Origin of the sequence: Nocardia sp. NBC_01377 (assembly GCF_045040005.1) — a bacterium.
GTDB classification, from domain to species: Bacteria; Actinomycetota; Actinomycetes; order Mycobacteriales; family Mycobacteriaceae; genus Nocardia; species Nocardia noduli.
The window spans coordinates 7,736,158-7,752,157 of sequence record NZ_CP109566.1 but is presented as its reverse complement, the minus strand read 5'-3'; the positions used below and the strand labels follow the sequence as shown (position 1 = coordinate 7,752,157).

The following is a 16,000-nucleotide window of genomic DNA, read 5'->3' as shown; positions in this document are numbered from 1 at the left end:
CTCCGGTTAACTTAACGTCCTCGAGGCGGTGGTTGTCAACCATCCAGGCGTGTGGCACCGAGTTCACTGCGGAGCAACTCCAGAGCGACCTCGTCCGGGTCACGCCGGTCTTCCGGCGCGACGGGTACCGCGGCGGCGTCGAGCATCTCCTGCTCCTCCTCCGGCGTCGGCGGACGCGACACGGCCGAGCCCGCTCCACCGGAGGTTTCGTAGGCCGCCCCCGGATCCGGGGGCGGGTAATCACCCGGTCCGGGATCGTCGGGCAGATCGGGGAAGTCCGGCGGCGGGATATCGTCCTCGCCCACGAACGAGCGCGACTCCGACCCGGTCCGGGGCCCACCACCGGACGGATCGGGCGCCTTGTTGGCCTGACTCGGCCGCGAGAAGCGCGGCGCGGCGGGCGCGGCGGCCTTCCTGCCGTTCGGGTCCGCACCGCCTCCGTTCGGCGGGTCGACACCGCGACCGTTCGGTTGCGCTTGGCCCCGGCTCGCCGGAACCCGCTGCTGCTGCGCCGCGGCGCCGCGCCCCCTGCCACCGGCCTGCCCCGCCGCCGGACGCGCCGACGCACTCCCCACTTCCCATCGCACCGCGTGATCGCGACCGAGCACCGCGCGCACCGCGGACTGCACCGCCGCTAGATTCTGCGGGCCGGAAAGCCGCTCGGCCAGCGGCGCGTGCTGATGCGCGAAGACGATGACATCGCCCTCGATCCGCGACACCGACGCACCCGACAGCAGCGCGTGCACCGCCGCCCCGAACTCGCGCACCTTCGCGCGGATATCGCCCCACGCCTCCTCGACCGCCCGCAGCAGCTCCGCTTCGGACCCGGCCCCCGCCGCCGGCGACGGAGCGGCAACCGATGCCGCGTCCGGCGCGGAGGCCACGCCGGTGGCTACCTCGCGCCGCTCGGGCTCCCCCGGCTGCCCGCTCACTTGCGGCCGCGTCTGCCGCGCCTCGGAAACAGCTGCCGCCCCGTGGACTCCGGACGAGTCGGCGGTAGCGCCTTCCTGCCCGCTGAGATCGGAACCATCCTGACCACCACGTCGATCGACAGCCGGTTCGTTCGCACCGCGTCGCTCGTCGCCCTCGCCGTCCGCCGCTCCTGCGACCCGCTCGTCGGCCGGGCGGGAATTCGGCGCGCCGCCGCTCACACCTTCGCCCGCTCGGGCCGAACGCTCCTCGGCGGCACTATCGGGACCACCCCGCGCGTCCCCCACCACGCGACCATCGGTCCCAGCGTCCACAAGATCGGGGTCCGCCCCGTCGTCGGATCGCCGCCCCCGCGAATCCTCCGCACCCGGCGACATTTCCACCCCGGCACGCCCGGGAGAATCGTCGACGGTCCGCCGCGCCACCCCTACCGACCCCCGACCCGCTACCTCGTCGCCCTCGACGGCGACGGGAACATCGGAACCACTCCCGCTCGGCGACCCGCTCGGCGACCCGCTCGGCGCGATCACGCCGTCGCTCGGCTCGCGACTCGAAGTATCGGCGGTTGCAGTACCCGCGTCCCGCGACGGCACCTCGTCGCGATTCCGGCCCTCTTCCCCGGCGGCCGTGGTGCTCGCCCCACCCCGGGTCTTGCCTTCCCGCACAGCCGCAAGGACTTCCGCCCCACGGCGACGGCCAGGCTCGGCGGGTGCCGGGCGCGCGGCGGGCGCGGCCGGCGCGGCCGGGGAATCCGCGGCGGGGGCAGAGGCGGCGGCGGGGGCGATCGCACTTGTCGCGACACCACGCTCGAGGCGCTCCAGGCGTTGGAGGGTGGCGGATTCGGTGTCGGCGACCGAGGGCAGCAGCATGCGTGCGCACACGATCTCGAGGAGCAGGCGCGGGGCGGTGGCGCCGCGCATCTCGCCGAGACCCTCGTGCAGCAGTTCGGCGTAGCGGGTCAGGGTGGCGGGGCCGATGCGTTCGGCCTGTTCGTTCATCCGCGCGAGTACGTCGCCGGGGCCGGAGACCAGACCGCGGTCGGTGGCGTCGGGGACCGCGCGCATCAGGATCAGATCCCGGAAGCGTTCCAGCAGATCGACCGCGAATCGACGCGGATCGTGCCCGGCCTCCATCACCCGGTCCACGGTGCCGAACAGGGCGGCGCCGTCCTCCGAGGCCAGCGCGCGCACCGCGTCGTCGATCAGCGCGACATCGGTGACGCCGAGCAGCGATACCGCGCGCGTATAGGTGACGCCCTCCGGACCCGCGCCCGCCAACAGTTGGTCGAGCACGCTGAGACTGTCACGCGGCGATCCGCCGCCCGCGCGAATCACCAACGGGTACACCGCGTCTTCGACCGGTACGTTCTCCTGTTCGCAGATGCGCGCGAGCAGTCCGTGCATCGTCGTCGGCGGCAGCAGCCGGAACGGATAGTGGTGGGTGCGCGAACGAATCGTCGGCAGCACCTTGTCCGGTTCGGTGGTGGCGAAGATGAAGATCAGATGCGCGGGCGGCTCCTCGACGATCTTGAGCAGCGCGTTGAACCCCGCGGTGCTGACCATGTGCGCCTCGTCGACGATGAATACCCGGTACCGGGATTCCGCCGGCGCGTAGAACGCGCGATCACGCAGTTCGCGGGTGTCGTCGACACCGCCGTGGCTGGCGGCGTCGAGTTCGATCACATCGAGATTGCCCGGACCGCCGGGACCAAGCGCGACGCAGGACGAGCAGAAGCCGCACGGTGTCGACGTCGGGCCCTCCACGCAGTTGAGGGAACGCGCGAGGATGCGCGCGGAGGAGGTCTTACCGCAGCCGCGCGGTCCGGAGAAGAGGTAGGCATGACTGATCCGCCCGGTGTCGAGCGCGGTACTCAAAGGGTCGGTGACGTGCTCCTGACCCACTACCTCAGCGAACGTTGCCGGTCGGTACTTCCGGTACAGAGCCACGGCCAGAGGTTACCGGCGTGGGCCGACAAAGAACATTCCGCCGACGGCCACGGTGCGACACGGCCGAAACAGGACTGTTGAGTGATATAGATCACACAATTCACGCCACCTTCTTCGCCCCACTCGAACCGCATTCGCGATGGCTACCCGAGGGCAATCCCAAAATGAGAGGCGACCAGATTCCCGCACAAGCACTCTCATCGGCGGATAAACAGAGCTAGACATACTTATGCCCTGTTTTCGAGCGTCGAAATGGATGTAACGAATCCATCACCATCAGTGACATCCATGCAAGCTGCTGGCTACCGTGGTTATCGGCAACTTCGGTAGCCAAACCTTCATCAGGTTGGTGGCCCCGGTCGGTCCCTCATCCCGACCGGGGCACAACCTGGAATCCCATGATCCTCGGGCGTCATCGCCGAACTCCCACCGACTTCCCCGGAGGAATGTTCCACGTGCCGTCTTGTGACGACATCGCCACCGCACTGCTCTCCAGCACCGACTTCGCGGGCGACCCGATCGCGGTCGACCTGCTGAGCCGGGCCATCAGTCCGCGGGATTTCGCGCTGAAACGCGATTCACTGCCGGTGGCCGCGACCGCAGACCCGGCCACCGCCTCGGCGATTCTGGAACTACTCGAACGCGGCCAGGTACCGACGATGGCCGCCATCCGCACCCTGACCGCGCAGAACGAGATGCGCCACGAGGCCGAGCGGATCGAACGCCTCGGCCGCCGCGCCCAGCGCAGCATCGACGAATTCGGTCGCACCCTCGCCCGCCTGGCGCACGAGCACTGGACCGAACACGGCACCGGCCCGATCCGGCGCGACATCCTCAATTCCGAACCGGTCATGGCACTGATCCAGGAGCGCATCGGCGAAGTTCCGCCGAGCGCGGTCAAACACCTGTGGTTGATCGAACGCGCCCAGCGCGCGGGATGGATCGCCTCCAACGCCAATCCGCAGTCGCTGTGCGCGGGGCGGCGATTCCATGCCGCGAAGTACGGCAATCGGGTCTCACTGCGACCGGTGAACTCCATCGGCACGCTGGTCGCGGGTTTCCTCGCCGAATACCGCGAGGGCCACGGACGTTCGCCGCGCTGGTCGGCGGTCGCCCACGAACTGCGCGACGACCGGGCCCGCCGCGTGTTCTTCGATACCGCCGACGCGACGACCCAGCAGTTGTGGCTCTGTACAGCCGAATGGGTCGACATCGTCGACGGAATGCCCGTTCCGGGCCGACGCGGTCAGCGCGCACTGGCCAAACAGGCGCGCCGCTGACCCGATCGAGCTCTCGACTTTCGTAGGTTAACAGCGTTACTCTAACGTCGTTAACCTACGGAGGGGATCTCGGATGCTGACCAGAATCGCCCATCTCGCCACCGGAAGACCGCGCACCGTGCTCGCCGCGGCCTTGGCCTTCGCGCTGTTCTGCGGCATCTTCGGCGCCACCGCGGCCGGTCATCTCAAATCCGGAGGATTCACCTCCGACGACGCCGAATCCTCCCGGGTCACCCGGTTGCTCGCCGACGATTTCGACGGCGCCGCCCCCAATTTCGTCCTGCTGGTCGAATCCGACGCGGGCGCCGACGACCCCGTCACCCGCGCGGCGGGGCTGTCCCTGGTCGACACCTTGCAGTCGCGATCGGACGTGCGTGGCACCCGGTCCTACTGGACCGCACCGCCGACGCTGGCCTCGGCGCTGCGCGGCACCGACGGCAAGAGCGCGCTGATCGTGGCCTATCTGGTCGGCGACGAAACCGAAATCCAGCGGGTCGCGGGTGATCTCGCCGACGAGCTCACCGGAACCACCGACGGCGTCACGGTCAGGCAGGGCGGAATCGCCGCGATCTACCACGACGTCAACACCCAGACCACGCGCGATCTCGCGGTGGCCGAATCCGTGGCGATACCGCTGTCGATGATCGTGCTCGTCCTGGTCTTCGGCAGTCTCGTCGCGGCCTCCCTGCCGCTGATCATCGGCCTGTTCGCCATCGCGGTCACGCTGGCGATCCTGCGCCTGTTCACCGTCTTCACCGACGTCTCGATCTACGCGCTGAACCTGACTACCGCGATGGGCCTGGCATTGGCCATCGACTACGCCCTGTTCATCGTCAGCAGATATCGCGAGGAACTCGGCAACGGCCTCGAACCCGTCGCCGCCACCATCCGGGCCGTGCAGACCGCCGGACGCACGGTGCTGTTCTCAGCGCTGACCGTCGCGCTGTCGATGGCGGTGCTGAGCGTGTTCAACCTCTACTTCCTCAAATCCTTCGCCTATACCGGCGTCGCGGTCGTCGCCGCTGCCGCCGCCGCGTCGATCCTGGTGCTGCCCGCCGCGCTCGTGCTGCTCGGACACCGGGTCAACGCCGTCGATCTGCGCGTTCCGCTGCGGCGCTTGTTCGGCCGCGATCCGCACCCCGGCCCGATCACCCCCGAGCAGAGCGGCTGGTACCGCCTGGTCCATTGGGTCATGCGCCACGCGGTGCCGGTGTCGGTCGTCATCATCGCGATCCTGCTCGCCCTCGGATCACCGTTCCTCTCGGTGAAATTCGGCTACCCCGACGACCGGGTGCTGCCGACCAGCGCGCCCGCCCACCAGGTCGGTGACACCCTGCGCGAGGAATTCCCGCAGGCCGATCCGGGAGCCGTCACCACCGTCGTACTCGACGACTACCGGGGTGACACCGCCGCGATCGGCGCCTACGCCGCCCGGCTGTCCGCCATCGATGACGTGCCCGCGGTGCTCTCCGCGGCCGGTGTGTACGTCAACGGTCAGCGCGTCGCCCCGGCCCCGCCGGGCATGTCCAACGACACCGGCACCTACCTCAGCGTCTCCACCCGCCTCGATCCCTACTCCCCAGGCGGACAGGACCAACTGAACGAGATCCGCGCCGTCGACGCGCCCGCGCCCGCGCTCTACGGCGGCGCGGCCGCGGTCAACGCCGACTCGCTCGCCGCGCTCGGCGCGCGAATGCCGTTGGCGCTGGCGCTGATCGCGTTGACGACATTCGTGGTGCTGTTCCTGTTCACCGGCAGCGTGGTGCTGCCGATCAAGGCGCTGCTGCTCAACACCCTGTCGCTGGCCGCGGCCTTCGGCGCGATGGTGTGGATCTTCCAGGACGGGCATCTGTCGGGTCTGCTCGGCTTCACACCGGTCGGGCACATGGTGCCGACCATGCCGATCCTGATGTTCTGTCTCGCGTTCGGCCTGTCGATGGACTACGAGGTCTTCCTGTTGTCGCGCATCCGCGAGGAATGGCTGCTCACCCGCGACAACACCCGCGCGGTCGCCATCGGCGTCGCCAGGACCGGACGCATTTTCACCGCCGCCGCCGTGCTGATGGCTATCGTCATGGGCGCGATGATTACTTCCAAAGTGGCGTTCATGCAGCTGATGGGGCTGGGTCTGACCCTGACCATCCTGGCCGACGCGACCATCATCCGAGGCCTGCTCGCCCCCGCCCTGATGCGACTGCTCGGCCCGCTCAACTGGTGGGCCCCGAAACCGCTGGTGCGTCTGCACACTCGCATCGGCCTGTCGGAGGAGGTAGAGCCCGACCGTGAACCGGTCGCCGCCGCACGCCTATGACAGCATCACCTCGTCCACGTTCACCGCGCGGTTCCGGAGCTCGACTCCGTGCCGAAATCCTCGACGCCACCGCCGAATTGCTCGCCAACGCCGGGCATTCCGAGGCGGTGTCGATCCGGGATGTCAGCAGGATGGTCGGCATCAGCGCGCCGTCGATCTACCGGCATTTCGCCGACAAGGACGAATTGATCGAGGCGGTGGTCGCCCGCGCCTTCGAAGATCTGTCCGGCGCGATGCACGCGGCGAGCGATCCCTCGCTGTCCGCGATGAGCAGGTTACGAGCCCAGGGCATGGCCTATGTCCGCTACGCGCTGGAACATCCGGCGCAGTACCGGGTCGCCACCGCGCCCACGGCCGAGAGCGGCGCGGTGGACCGGGTACTGAGCAGCGGCGCGTTCCGGCTGTTCGCGACGACGGTGCGCGAATGCATGGACGAAGGCGTCATGACCCCGGGCGACCCGACCCCCATCGTCCTCGAACTCTGGGCCGCCGCGCACGGTATCGCCTCCCTGTTGATCGCCAAACCGTTCCTGCCGTGGGGCGAGGCGGAGGCGAGCGCGGACCGCGTGCTGTCGGCGGCCTGTGTCGGACACGCGGTACTCGACATGATCGGCGACGCACCGGGCCCGGACGAGATCACCGACTGGCTGGACCGGCTCAGGCGCGATCCGCCCTGAGTTCCGTCCGCGACGGACCTGTCCGGCTCGGCGGCCGTGCGGATTCGGTAACTTCCTTGCAACGCCCCGAGGTGTCAGAAGGAGTCTCCATGCCACCGACCATCGATCCCGCGGCCACCGCCTGGTTGCTCGTAAGCACGGCGCTGGTGCTGCTGATGACTCCCGCGCTGGCCATCTTCTACGGCGGCATGGTGCGCTCCACCGGTGTGCTGAACATGCTGATGATGAGTTTCATCTCGATACCGCTGGTCACCGTGGTCTGGCTGCTGCTCGGTTACAGCCTCGCCTTCGGCGACGACGCGGGCGGCGGCCTGATCGGCGATCTCTCGCACGCGGGCATGACGGGCATCGACCCGAACACCGTGCACGAGACCGCGCACGGCGGGGTGCCTGAACTGCTGTTCGCGACCTTCCAGCTGACCTTCGCCGTGCTGACGGTCGCGCTGGTCAGCGGCGCCATCGCGGACCGGGCGAAATTCGCCGGGTGGATGGTGTTCGTCCCGCTCTGGACGCTGGTGGTCTACGTGCCGATCGCGCACTGGGTGTGGGGTCCCGACGGCTGGCTGATGTCGTTCGGCGCACTCGATTACGCGGGCGGTCTGGTCGTCGAGGTCGCCTCGGGCTCCTCCGCGCTCGCGCTGGCCCTGGTGCTCGGCCCGCGCGTCGGCTTCAAGATCGACGCGATGCGTCCGCACAATCTGCCCTTCGTCCTGCTCGGCGCGGGCCTGCTGTGGTTCGGCTGGTTCGGATTCAACGCCGGATCGGCACTGGCCGCCGACGGCATCGCCGCGGCCGTCTTCCTGAACACCCTGGTCGCGGGCTGTCTCGGCATGCTCGGCTGGCTCGCGGTGGAACAGGTCCGCGACGGACGTCCGACCACCTTCGGCGCGGCCTCGGGCGTGGTGGCGGGTCTGGTCGCGATCACGCCGTCCTGCGGTTCGGTCAACACCCTCGGCGCGGTCGTCGTCGGCACCGCGGCGGGTGTGGTGTGCTCGTTCGCGGTCGGCTGGAAACACAAGGCGGGCTACGACGATTCGCTCGACGTGGTCGGCGTGCACTTCATGGGCGGCGTGGTCGGCACCGTGCTGATCGGATTGTTGGCCGCCGAGGTGATGACCGGCGGCATCGAAGGACTCTTCTTCGGCGGCGGCCCCGCTCAGCTGGGCAAACAGGTTGTCGCCGTACTCGCGGTCGCGGCCTACGCCTTCGGGGTCACCTACGCGCTCGGCTCCGGCGTCGCCAAGGTCGTCGGCTTCCGCGTCAGCAGGGAGGACGAGACCTCCGGCATCGATTTCGCGCTGCACGCCGAAACCGCGTACGCCGAAGGCGTGCACGGACACTCGCCCCGGCGCTTGGACGAGAGCTAGCCCGTCGCCCGCGCCTCGACGCAGGCGACGGCGGAGTCGAGCGCCGCTTCCAGGGGCTCGGGTGCGCGCTGCGCCCTGGAGACGAGCATGCCGCCCTCGTACCCGGTGACCACGACCAGGGCCAAGCGGTACTCGCCTGGATGACGGCCGCCAGCAGATCCCGTTTGTTGTCGAAGTAGTGGTAGAGCTGCGAGGCACCGACTTCGGACTCGTGCTGGATCGCCTCCATCGTCGTGCCGTGCGCACCGTTCGCGAGGATCAGGCGGGTGGCGGTATCGGATTCTCGGTCGCCCATTCCCTGGCGGGCCTCGGCTGAACCGTCCTGGTGCACGGGCGCAGCGCGGAGCGTGCGCGGGAGGCCACCACGCGGATGGGCGACGTGCCGGGTCGTCTCGTTCCGGTCGACGCCGACCTCGAAACACGGGCGGGGGTCGCTCGCCTGGTCGAACAGGTGCGCGGTGCCGCCCCGGACGGTCTCGACGTCCTGGTGAACAACGCCGGCGCCGCCTTCGACCGGCACCGGCTCACCCCGGACGGTGTCGAACGGACGGTAGCGGTCAACCATCTGGCGGTCGCCGAACTCACCCGGGATCTCGGTTGGCCCGCGCGATCGTAGAGGGTCGCGGTGTCGATCGAGATCCCGTCGGCGGCACTGGTGTTGTCGGCGCGCAGCCCGAGTTCGAAGCCGGTGGGCAGCCGCGAGAGGGTCGGGGTCATATCACAGATCTTGCGGTCGGCGTTCTGGTTCACGGTGAAATCGCCGCTCCTGTCCCGATCGCCGCTCTTGAACAGCGGCGGCGCCCCGTTCGGGGATGCACATCCGGGCGGTGGCATGGGCAGATCCGGCGCCGGACTCCACACCCGGCCCGGCGGCTCGGTCCCGGTGGCGAGGAATACCGCCGTCGCGCGGACCCACGTCGTGCCGTCCTGGGCGATGGACGCGTCCGCGACGGCGATCCTGGTGCCCCTGCGCACGATGCCGCTGCCGACCTCGAGCGGCACATTGCTCACCGGACTGAACAGGTCGACGGTCAACCGGGCCGGAACGAATCCGGCCGGACAGTGCGTCTCCAGTCGCCGTGCCAGCACACCGCACACGCCGGGACCGCTCAGCTGATCGACGGACCAATGGCTGATCGCGAACTCCCGCGCGAAGAAACAGACCATCGCCAACGCCTCACACTCGAATCGACCGAAGTGCAACACGTTGCAGGTCAGTGGCGGGCCGGGCTCATTCGACCGAATCCGCAGACGCGGTGAACGTATTGCACCGCGAGGTCAGATTCTGTTCCAATCCGAGTTCGAACCAGTCGCCGCTGTTCTCGGGGGTGCCGTGATCGCGGGAGTCGGAGGGCGCGTCACCACGGCCGTTGGCATCGCGTTTGGCGATGGTGATCTGCGAGTTGGTCAGCGAGCCCGCATCGGCCGATGAGCCGACGTACATGCCGTTGAAGCACTGGGCCTGCAATTCGACGCGGCGCGAGAGTTCGAGACCACGGTCGCTGCGGGTACCGGCGTCGACCCGTTCGGCATTGGCCTTGCGCAGGATTCCCGACATGGCCTGCACGTGATGTCCGTACTCGTGCGCGAACACCGACAGATAGACGACCCAGTTGTCCTTGAACAGATCCGTCTGCAACTGACTGATCGGCATGTAGATGGTCTTGTTCGCCGGGCAGTAGAACGCGGCGAAATTCGTGGTGGAACCGGTGCAGGGGGTGGTGATGCCGGTGGTGTTCGCGCTGACGTTCACCGTCGGCGGCTCGAACGGCAGATCCGCCTCGGCGAGCACCGGTTTCCACGCGGACTCCAGGCAGTCGGCGGCGCTGTCGAAGAATTTGCGTGCCGTCTCGACCTGGGTGCCCCACGGCGAATAGCTGCAACGGGCCGGAACCAGGGTCGCGTCGGTATCGGTGAGCAGCGGATTGTTCGCGGTCTCCGCCGATGCCGAGGTGTCGTCGGACGGGAAGGTCAGACTCGGGTCGGGACCGGCGGACGGATCGTCGACGACGCTGCGCGCGGCGTTGAGCACCAAACCGCCTGCCACCAGCACGATCACCACGACCAGCAGTGCCAACAGGCCGCCGCCACCACGTTTACGCGGACGCTGCGGTGCACGGCCCGGCGGTCCGTAGGGCATGGGCGCAGGCATTCCCTGGCGATATCCGGACGGCGGATACCCCTGCGGCGAACCGTAACCCGGCTGCGGACCGTATCCGGGCCGGTTGGCGGGCTGCCCGTATCCGGGCTGCTGGCCGTATCCCGGCTGCGGTCGGTACCCGGGCTGCTGACCGTATCCGGGCGGTGTGCCGTATCCCGGTGGCGGCCCCGGCCGCCCGCCGGGTGGAACCGGTCCGGATCCGTACGGTGGTTGCGTCACTCCCCCGTACCCCCTCGTCTCGATTGGTCACCGACAGTGTTGGTATCAGCAGCGCGCGTCAGGCCCCCGTGTGGTGACGCTGCGCTGCTGCCGCCGGGCCCGTCGCTCGCGCCGTGCCGCTGACGAAGGATAGCAACTTGTCTAGAGTAGGCAGCCATGCTGACATTTCGGGGGGCCGCCGCGAGCGCGCTTGTTCTCGCAGGCCTTGGAATGGCGGCGGCCGTGCCCGCATACGCCCAGCCCGCCGCTTCGGGCGTCACGATCACCGCGGATCTGACCCTGAACCGCGAGGGTGTCCTCGATGTGGTGGAGACCGTGAATGTGCCCGAGGGCGGCCACTTCACGATGGCGCTGCCGTTGCGCCTCCAGGTGAGCGACGATGTCGAGCGGGTCTTCCAGGTCACCGATGTCGATACCACCGGCGCGGGCACCGCGACCGTCGCAGGCGACCGGTTCACCATCGACGCCGACCCCGGCGAATCGACCTTCACCTACTCCCTGCACAACACTGTCAGGGACGCGCCCGGCACCCAGGTCTTCCACTGGATCGGGGTGATGAGCACCGATATCGCCTCGATCAGCGCCTCGGTGATCGCCCCGAGTTTCGAGATGGGCATCGTCGACTGCAAACTCGGCCCGCCTGGCAATATCCGGCCGTGCGCCGACGTCCGCGTCGAGGCGACCGGCGCGCTGTATCTCGAACAGACGGACCTGCGCAAGGGCGACACCATCGACCTCACGCTGCAACTGCCGCCGGGGACCGTGCCTGCCAACGCCGATATCCGCGTGGACGAACCGGGGCCCTTCACCCTGACCGGTCCGGTGTGGCTCGCGTTCGGCGTCCTGCTTGCCGTCCTCGCCGGACTGGCCGCGGTGGTGCTGCGCGCCCGGCGCGAGAACGCCTCGGCCGGAGCCGGATCCGATGTCGCCGACCCGCTGGAACGCGACAGCGACCAGGTGCGATTCATCTCGCCCGACGCCATCCTGCCCGGCGAGGCCGGTCTACTGCTCGACGAGCACGCCGATCCGATCGATATCGCCGCCACCGTGGTGGATCTCGCGGTACGCCGCTATATCTGGGTCACCCCGATCAGCGCGGCCACCGGCACCCCGGGTGGTAACGACTGGCGGATCACCAGGGTCAACGCCGCCGACGACCAACTGCGCGACTACGAGAAGGCCGTCTACGGCGCGCTGCTGCCCGACGGCGTCGACGCGGTCACCGTCAGTGAACTGCGTGCGCCGGACCGGGTTTCGGTGGACGCCATCCGCGCGGCGATGATCGCCGACGCCGTCGAGCGCGGGGCCTTCGCCGATCGCTCCGGCCCCGGCCTGGCGCGCCTGATCGGCGGCGGGCTGATCGTGGCCGGTATCGCCGCGACGCTCGGCCTCGCCTTCTCCGCCGGGCACGCCCTGGTCGGCGTCGCCATCGCCATCGGCGGTGTCGCGGTCCTCCTGCTGCCCGCCTATCTGCCCGTGCGCACCGGCTACGGTCGCGAACTCACCGGCCGGGTGCGGGCCTTGCAGCGCGGACTCGAGGCGACTCGGCGCGAACAGATTCCGGACAGCGATCAGGAGACCGTGTTCTCCCGCGCGCTGCCGTTCACGGTCGTCAACGGGCGTGCCGACAATTGGATCCGCGTCTTCCGCGACCTCAATCCGGCGGCCGACTCCCAACCCGGCCTGTACTGGTTCGGCGGTTTCGAGCGCGACGCGAATCTGCAACGCTTCGCCGGACATTTCCCGTACTTCATCACCGCGATGGAAGGTCTCTTCGGCCGCGGCTGACACGAAACGACAACGGGCCGGGTCCGATCGGACCCGGCCCGTTGTCGTAGGCGGTGTCAGTCGTTGAGCGACAGTCGGCGCATCGCGGCCAGCGGATCGGCGTAGATGGCGCTCACCGAGGTGACGACCGCGGCGAATTCCTGCACCTTGCCGCCGAATCCGCTGATCCGGATATCGGTCGGCGGCAGGGTCGAACCCTGCCGGAACGCACTCGCGACGTGGGCGACCGCGGGCCGGTAGCCGGTGAACGCCTGCCCACCCAGGATGACCCGATCCGGATTGAGCATGTCCCTGACCATCGCGACCGTGTGCCCGAGCATCGTCGCCCGCTCGGCGAGCAACTCACGCGCGGATTCCGAACCGGCCTCGGCCGCCCGGTACAGATCGGAGATGGTCGATCCGGCGGTTCCGTTGTACGCGGGGATGATTCCGCGGCCGACGGCCCGTGCGTGCAGCGCCCGGTCACCGACGGTGACCTCCAAGCAGCCGCGACGGCCGCAGGTGCAATCGACATTCGAGCCGGTCGGCAGGTGCGCGATGGAACCGGGGCCGTTACTCGGCGTATGCACCCGGCCGTCCAGAGTCACCGCGATTCCGGCGGTTTCACGCACGTAGAAATACAGGCTGCTACCGCGTTCCTGACCTTCGCGCGGTTCCGGCGTCGGCAGCAGCAGTTCGGACGCGGCCATCGCCTCGACGTGCGGGGCCACCGAAACCGGCAGTTCCAGCACCTCGCCGAGGACGGCGCCGACGGGCGCGCCGTGCCATTCCAGTTTGGGGTGATCGACCACACCGGTCAGCGGATCGACCCGGCCGCCGATGGCGACACCGGCCCACAGTGGTTTACGCCGGTGCCAGCGTTGCAGGAAGGCCTTGGCGCTGCGGGCGACGGTGGTGGTCGCGAACTCTTGGCCGGTCTGCGGGGTGGCGATGGCGAGGCCGCCGAGGATCCGGCCGCGCAGATCGGCCGCGACGATCTTGGTGACGGCGGCGCCGATGTGGATTCCGAGGGTCAGGTACGCCTCGTGATCGATCTCGAAGGGCACCCGGGGACGCCCCACCGCTCCGGAAGCGGTCAGGTCAGGTCGCTCGCGCAGCAGTCCGGCGGCCAGCAGCGCGGAAACTTGACGATTGACGGTGGCGATACTCAGACCCGTTGTGCGCGCGGCATTGTCGCGGGAGACTGGGCCACCGGTCGCGGCCCGCAGCACGGCGGCGGCGGGGTTGTCGGCGATACGGAGTTCGGGGGCGATGACTGGACGCTGGACACGGACACGACCGGTGGCGGCCCGCGAGGCGGGACGCTCCAGGATGGGGAGGGCCATATGAAGATTCCTTGCTGAAGTCCCGAAATCGAAACGGGACGTGCCTACACCTACGGCGACGAGGCAGCCGGGAGCTGAAAGAGGGTGCTCAGCTCAGCTGCAGCGGAAGGAACAACACAGTTCGCGAGTCAACGGCAACCGCAGGCCCAGCGCGGCGGTCACGTAGGTGACCCGCGAGGCGGTAGGGCGGTTGCTGGACATAAAAAAACGGTAACACCCGGTTGGTCGGTATACCAACACAATGGCAGATTTCGGTGTGGAAGCCCACATGATCTCCGCAGGTCACGGCGATATCCCACGGCGTGTCACGGAAGCGACACGGCGGGCGTCCACCGGTTAGCGACCGGGTAGGCCGGTACGGAGCACAAACGAAACGGACGTCACCCGCCGCCTTTCGACAGCGGGTGACGTCCGCGTGTTCCGAACCGGGAAGAGTCTCCCCGGTCAGATCACTTCGCCGGCGCCGGAGCCGGAGCGTTGATCGTGGTGAAGTACTGGACCGCCGCGGCGATCGCGACCGGCGCGGTGATGAAGATCTGGCCGATCAGGGTGCCGAGGAAGCCGACCGTGCTGGCGCCGACGAGGCAGCCGACGGCGGCGGCCGGGATGAACGGACCGAACAGCCCGACGATGGTGGCCGCGGCGAAGGTCCCCGCCGTGAGTGCGCCGACCACGCAGCCGATGCCGCCGCCCGCGATGCCGCCGACAAGGGTGCCGATGGTCGCGCCCGCCGCGATGCTGCTGGTCAGACGGGTCCAGGCCGCGACCTCACGGTCGTACTCGTTCTTCCAGGGCGCCTTGTCCTCGTAGGGCAGCGCGACCGGCTTGTACACGGCCTGGGCCGCGTCGAGCTGTGGGGTGAGAGTCGCGGTATTTCCCGCGATCTGGGCGGCGATCGGGAATTCGAACTCGTCGACCCGGAACTTCAGTTCGGTGCCCGCGACGACGGTGCCGTCGGCGGCCTTGATCTTCAGGGTGTCGTTTTCCACGACGATGGAGCCCGCGTCGGTGGTGACGATCGACTGGGTGTCGGTGGCTCGCGCCGTGAAATTGATGGAGGCGGGTTCGGCCGCCTCGGGTGCCGCGCCCGCGGTCCCCGCGGCGACACCGGTCGCCACCGTAAGCAATGCGGCCACAACGGCCAGTTTCCTCATCCGCATGATCGTGCAATCCCTCATCTCGGTCCAGCTTTCGAGGGAAAGCATCACCGAGAATTCCCGAGCAGACGAGGAAAAAACGCAGCGCGATTCGAACCCGCAAACGTGCGGGAAACCCTATTTTCCTGCCGTTTCCTTCGCGGCCGCCTTCATCTGCTTTTTGAAAGCGCGAACCTGGAGCAACGACTCACCGTCGACGATGTCGGCCGCCGAACGACGTGATCCCTTCTCCGAATACGCGCCCGCGGCCTTCTCCCACCCGGCGGGCCACACCCCGAGCTGTTTACCCAACAGGGCCAAGAAGATTCGTGCCTTCTGATCGCCGTAGCCCGGCAGCGCCTTGAGTCTGCGCAGCACCTCTTTGCCGTCCGGATCGCCCTCGGTCCAGATCGCCTCGGTCCTGCCGCCGTAATTCTCGACTACATACCGGGCAAGTTCCTGAGTCCGGCGCGCCATGGAACGACCGTAACGATGGATGGCAGGCGGTGTCGCACACAACTCTTCGAAAACCTCGGGGTCGGCCTCGGCGATCTTATCGATCGCGAAACCGTCCATCCGGTCGGCGATTTTCTTGGGGCCGCGGAATGCGTGTTCGAGCGGGAATTGCTGATCCAGCAGCATTCCGGTCAGCAGCGCGAAAGGATCCGTGGAGAGCAGTTCGTCCGCTTCCGGTTCCTGCGCGAGACACAGTTCGACGGTCACCGTGGATCCTTTCGCCGTTTGCCACTCGGACTACATCCGATCATCGCACCGCGGCCGCGCGAGCGGATCACCCACCTCGCTCCGCCCACTTCCGGAACGTGACACAGCTCACACCCCTGCCGTGCGGGGCGATGTTC

12 protein-coding genes and 1 pseudogene are annotated in these 16,000 nt (G+C 68.5%); 6 read left to right on the top strand and 7 right to left on the bottom strand.

Annotation, left to right across the window (positions count from 1 at the left end; translation table 11 throughout):
- Nucleotides 1-35: 35 nt before the first annotated feature.
- Entirely contained in the window at nt 36-2,876 is a 2,841-nt protein-coding gene (locus OG225_RS35695) for a DNA polymerase III subunit gamma and tau (RefSeq protein WP_405179144.1), read from the bottom strand.
- A gap of 455 nt (nt 2,877-3,331) precedes the next feature.
- Here OG225_RS35695 and OG225_RS35690 point away from each other — a divergent pair, with 455 nt between their 5' ends.
- The 4 genes from OG225_RS35690 to OG225_RS35675 all read left to right on the top strand — a co-directional run bounded on the left by OG225_RS35690 (nt 3,332) and on the right by OG225_RS35675 (nt 8,511).
- Complete coding sequence (locus OG225_RS35690; RefSeq protein WP_216911248.1) at nt 3,332-4,156, top strand: hypothetical protein; 825 nt, start codon at nt 3,332-3,334, stop codon at nt 4,154-4,156.
- Between the two features lie 73 nt (nt 4,157-4,229).
- The gene (locus OG225_RS35685; protein ID WP_405179143.1) at nt 4,230-6,467 is read left to right on the top strand and encodes an MMPL family transporter; all 2,238 of its coding nucleotides are present in this window, start codon (nt 4,230-4,232) and stop codon (nt 6,465-6,467) included.
- Nucleotides 6,464-7,144 carry a TetR/AcrR family transcriptional regulator gene (locus OG225_RS35680; RefSeq protein WP_405179142.1) on the top strand — a complete coding sequence of 227 codons (681 nt, stop codon included), beginning with the start codon at nt 6,464-6,466 and terminating at the stop codon, nt 7,142-7,144. The genes OG225_RS35685 and OG225_RS35680 overlap by 4 nt, the downstream gene beginning before the upstream one ends.
- An 89-nt stretch (nt 7,145-7,233) precedes the next feature.
- Entirely contained in the window at nt 7,234-8,511 is a 1,278-nt protein-coding gene (locus tag OG225_RS35675; protein ID WP_405179141.1) for an ammonium transporter, read from the top strand.
- Here the strand turns inward: OG225_RS35675 and OG225_RS35670 are convergent.
- The gene (locus tag OG225_RS35670) at nt 8,508-8,636 is read right to left on the bottom strand and encodes a hypothetical protein (RefSeq protein ID WP_405183524.1); all 129 of its coding nucleotides are present in this window, start codon (nt 8,634-8,636) and stop codon (nt 8,508-8,510) included. The genes OG225_RS35675 and OG225_RS35670 overlap by 4 nt on opposite strands.
- Before the next feature lie 245 nt (nt 8,637-8,881).
- On the opposite strand from OG225_RS35670, the gene OG225_RS35665 reads away from it, so the two are divergent.
- The gene (locus OG225_RS35665) at nt 8,882-9,127 is read left to right on the top strand and encodes an SDR family NAD(P)-dependent oxidoreductase (RefSeq protein WP_405183479.1); all 246 of its coding nucleotides are present in this window, start codon (nt 8,882-8,884) and stop codon (nt 9,125-9,127) included.
- A gap of 287 nt (nt 9,128-9,414) precedes the next feature.
- Here OG225_RS35665 and OG225_RS35660 read toward each other — a convergent pair.
- Nucleotides 9,415-9,678 (bottom strand): annotated as a pseudogene (locus OG225_RS35660) (acyl-CoA thioesterase domain-containing protein); the annotation flags it as partial.
- A 64-nt stretch (nt 9,679-9,742) separates the two neighbouring features.
- A complete protein-coding gene (locus OG225_RS35655) occupies nt 9,743-10,891 on the bottom strand; it encodes a neutral zinc metallopeptidase (RefSeq protein ID WP_405179140.1) in 1,149 nt (382 codons plus the stop codon).
- Nucleotides 10,892-11,047: 156 nt separating this feature from the next.
- Between OG225_RS35655 and OG225_RS35650 the strand changes: the two genes are divergently transcribed.
- Complete coding sequence (locus tag OG225_RS35650; RefSeq protein ID WP_405179138.1) at nt 11,048-12,679, top strand: DUF2207 family protein; 1,632 nt, start codon at nt 11,048-11,050, stop codon at nt 12,677-12,679.
- Nucleotides 12,680-12,735: 56 nt separating this feature from the next.
- Here OG225_RS35650 and OG225_RS35645 read toward each other — a convergent pair whose 3' ends face one another.
- The 3 genes from OG225_RS35645 to OG225_RS35635 all read right to left on the bottom strand — a co-directional run bounded on the left by OG225_RS35645 (nt 12,736) and on the right by OG225_RS35635 (nt 15,863).
- The gene (locus tag OG225_RS35645; protein WP_216911256.1) at nt 12,736-14,004 is read right to left on the bottom strand and encodes an ROK family transcriptional regulator; all 1,269 of its coding nucleotides are present in this window, start codon (nt 14,002-14,004) and stop codon (nt 12,736-12,738) included.
- Between the two features lie 449 nt (nt 14,005-14,453).
- Nucleotides 14,454-15,164, bottom strand: a complete 711-nt coding sequence (locus OG225_RS35640; RefSeq protein WP_405179137.1) for a hypothetical protein — start codon at nt 15,162-15,164, stop codon at nt 14,454-14,456.
- Nucleotides 15,165-15,278: 114 nt separating this feature from the next.
- Nucleotides 15,279-15,863, bottom strand: coding sequence for an HhH-GPD-type base excision DNA repair protein (locus tag OG225_RS35635; protein ID WP_405179136.1), 585 nt, complete (start codon nt 15,861-15,863; stop codon nt 15,279-15,281).
- Nucleotides 15,864-16,000 lie beyond the last annotated feature (137 nt).

Excerpts from the sequence above, each read along its gene's own strand:
- OG225_RS35640 (WP_405179137.1), bottom strand. The coding sequence starts at position 15,164 with ATGCGGATGAGGAAACTGGCCGTTGTGGCCGCATTGCTTACGGTGGCG.
- OG225_RS35650 (WP_405179138.1), top strand. The coding sequence starts at position 11,048 with ATGCTGACATTTCGGGGGGCCGCCGCGAGCGCGCTTGTTCTCGCAGGC.
- OG225_RS35675 (WP_405179141.1), top strand. The coding sequence starts at position 7,234 with ATGCCACCGACCATCGATCCCGCGGCCACCGCCTGGTTGCTCGTAAGC.
- OG225_RS35680 (WP_405179142.1), top strand. The coding sequence starts at position 6,464 with ATGACAGCATCACCTCGTCCACGTTCACCGCGCGGTTCCGGAGCTCGA.
- OG225_RS35645 (WP_216911256.1), bottom strand. The coding sequence starts at position 14,004 with ATGGCCCTCCCCATCCTGGAGCGTCCCGCCTCGCGGGCCGCCACCGGT.
- OG225_RS35665 (WP_405183479.1), top strand. The coding sequence starts at position 8,882 with ATGGGCGACGTGCCGGGTCGTCTCGTTCCGGTCGACGCCGACCTCGAA.
- OG225_RS35685 (WP_405179143.1), top strand. The coding sequence starts at position 4,230 with ATGCTGACCAGAATCGCCCATCTCGCCACCGGAAGACCGCGCACCGTG.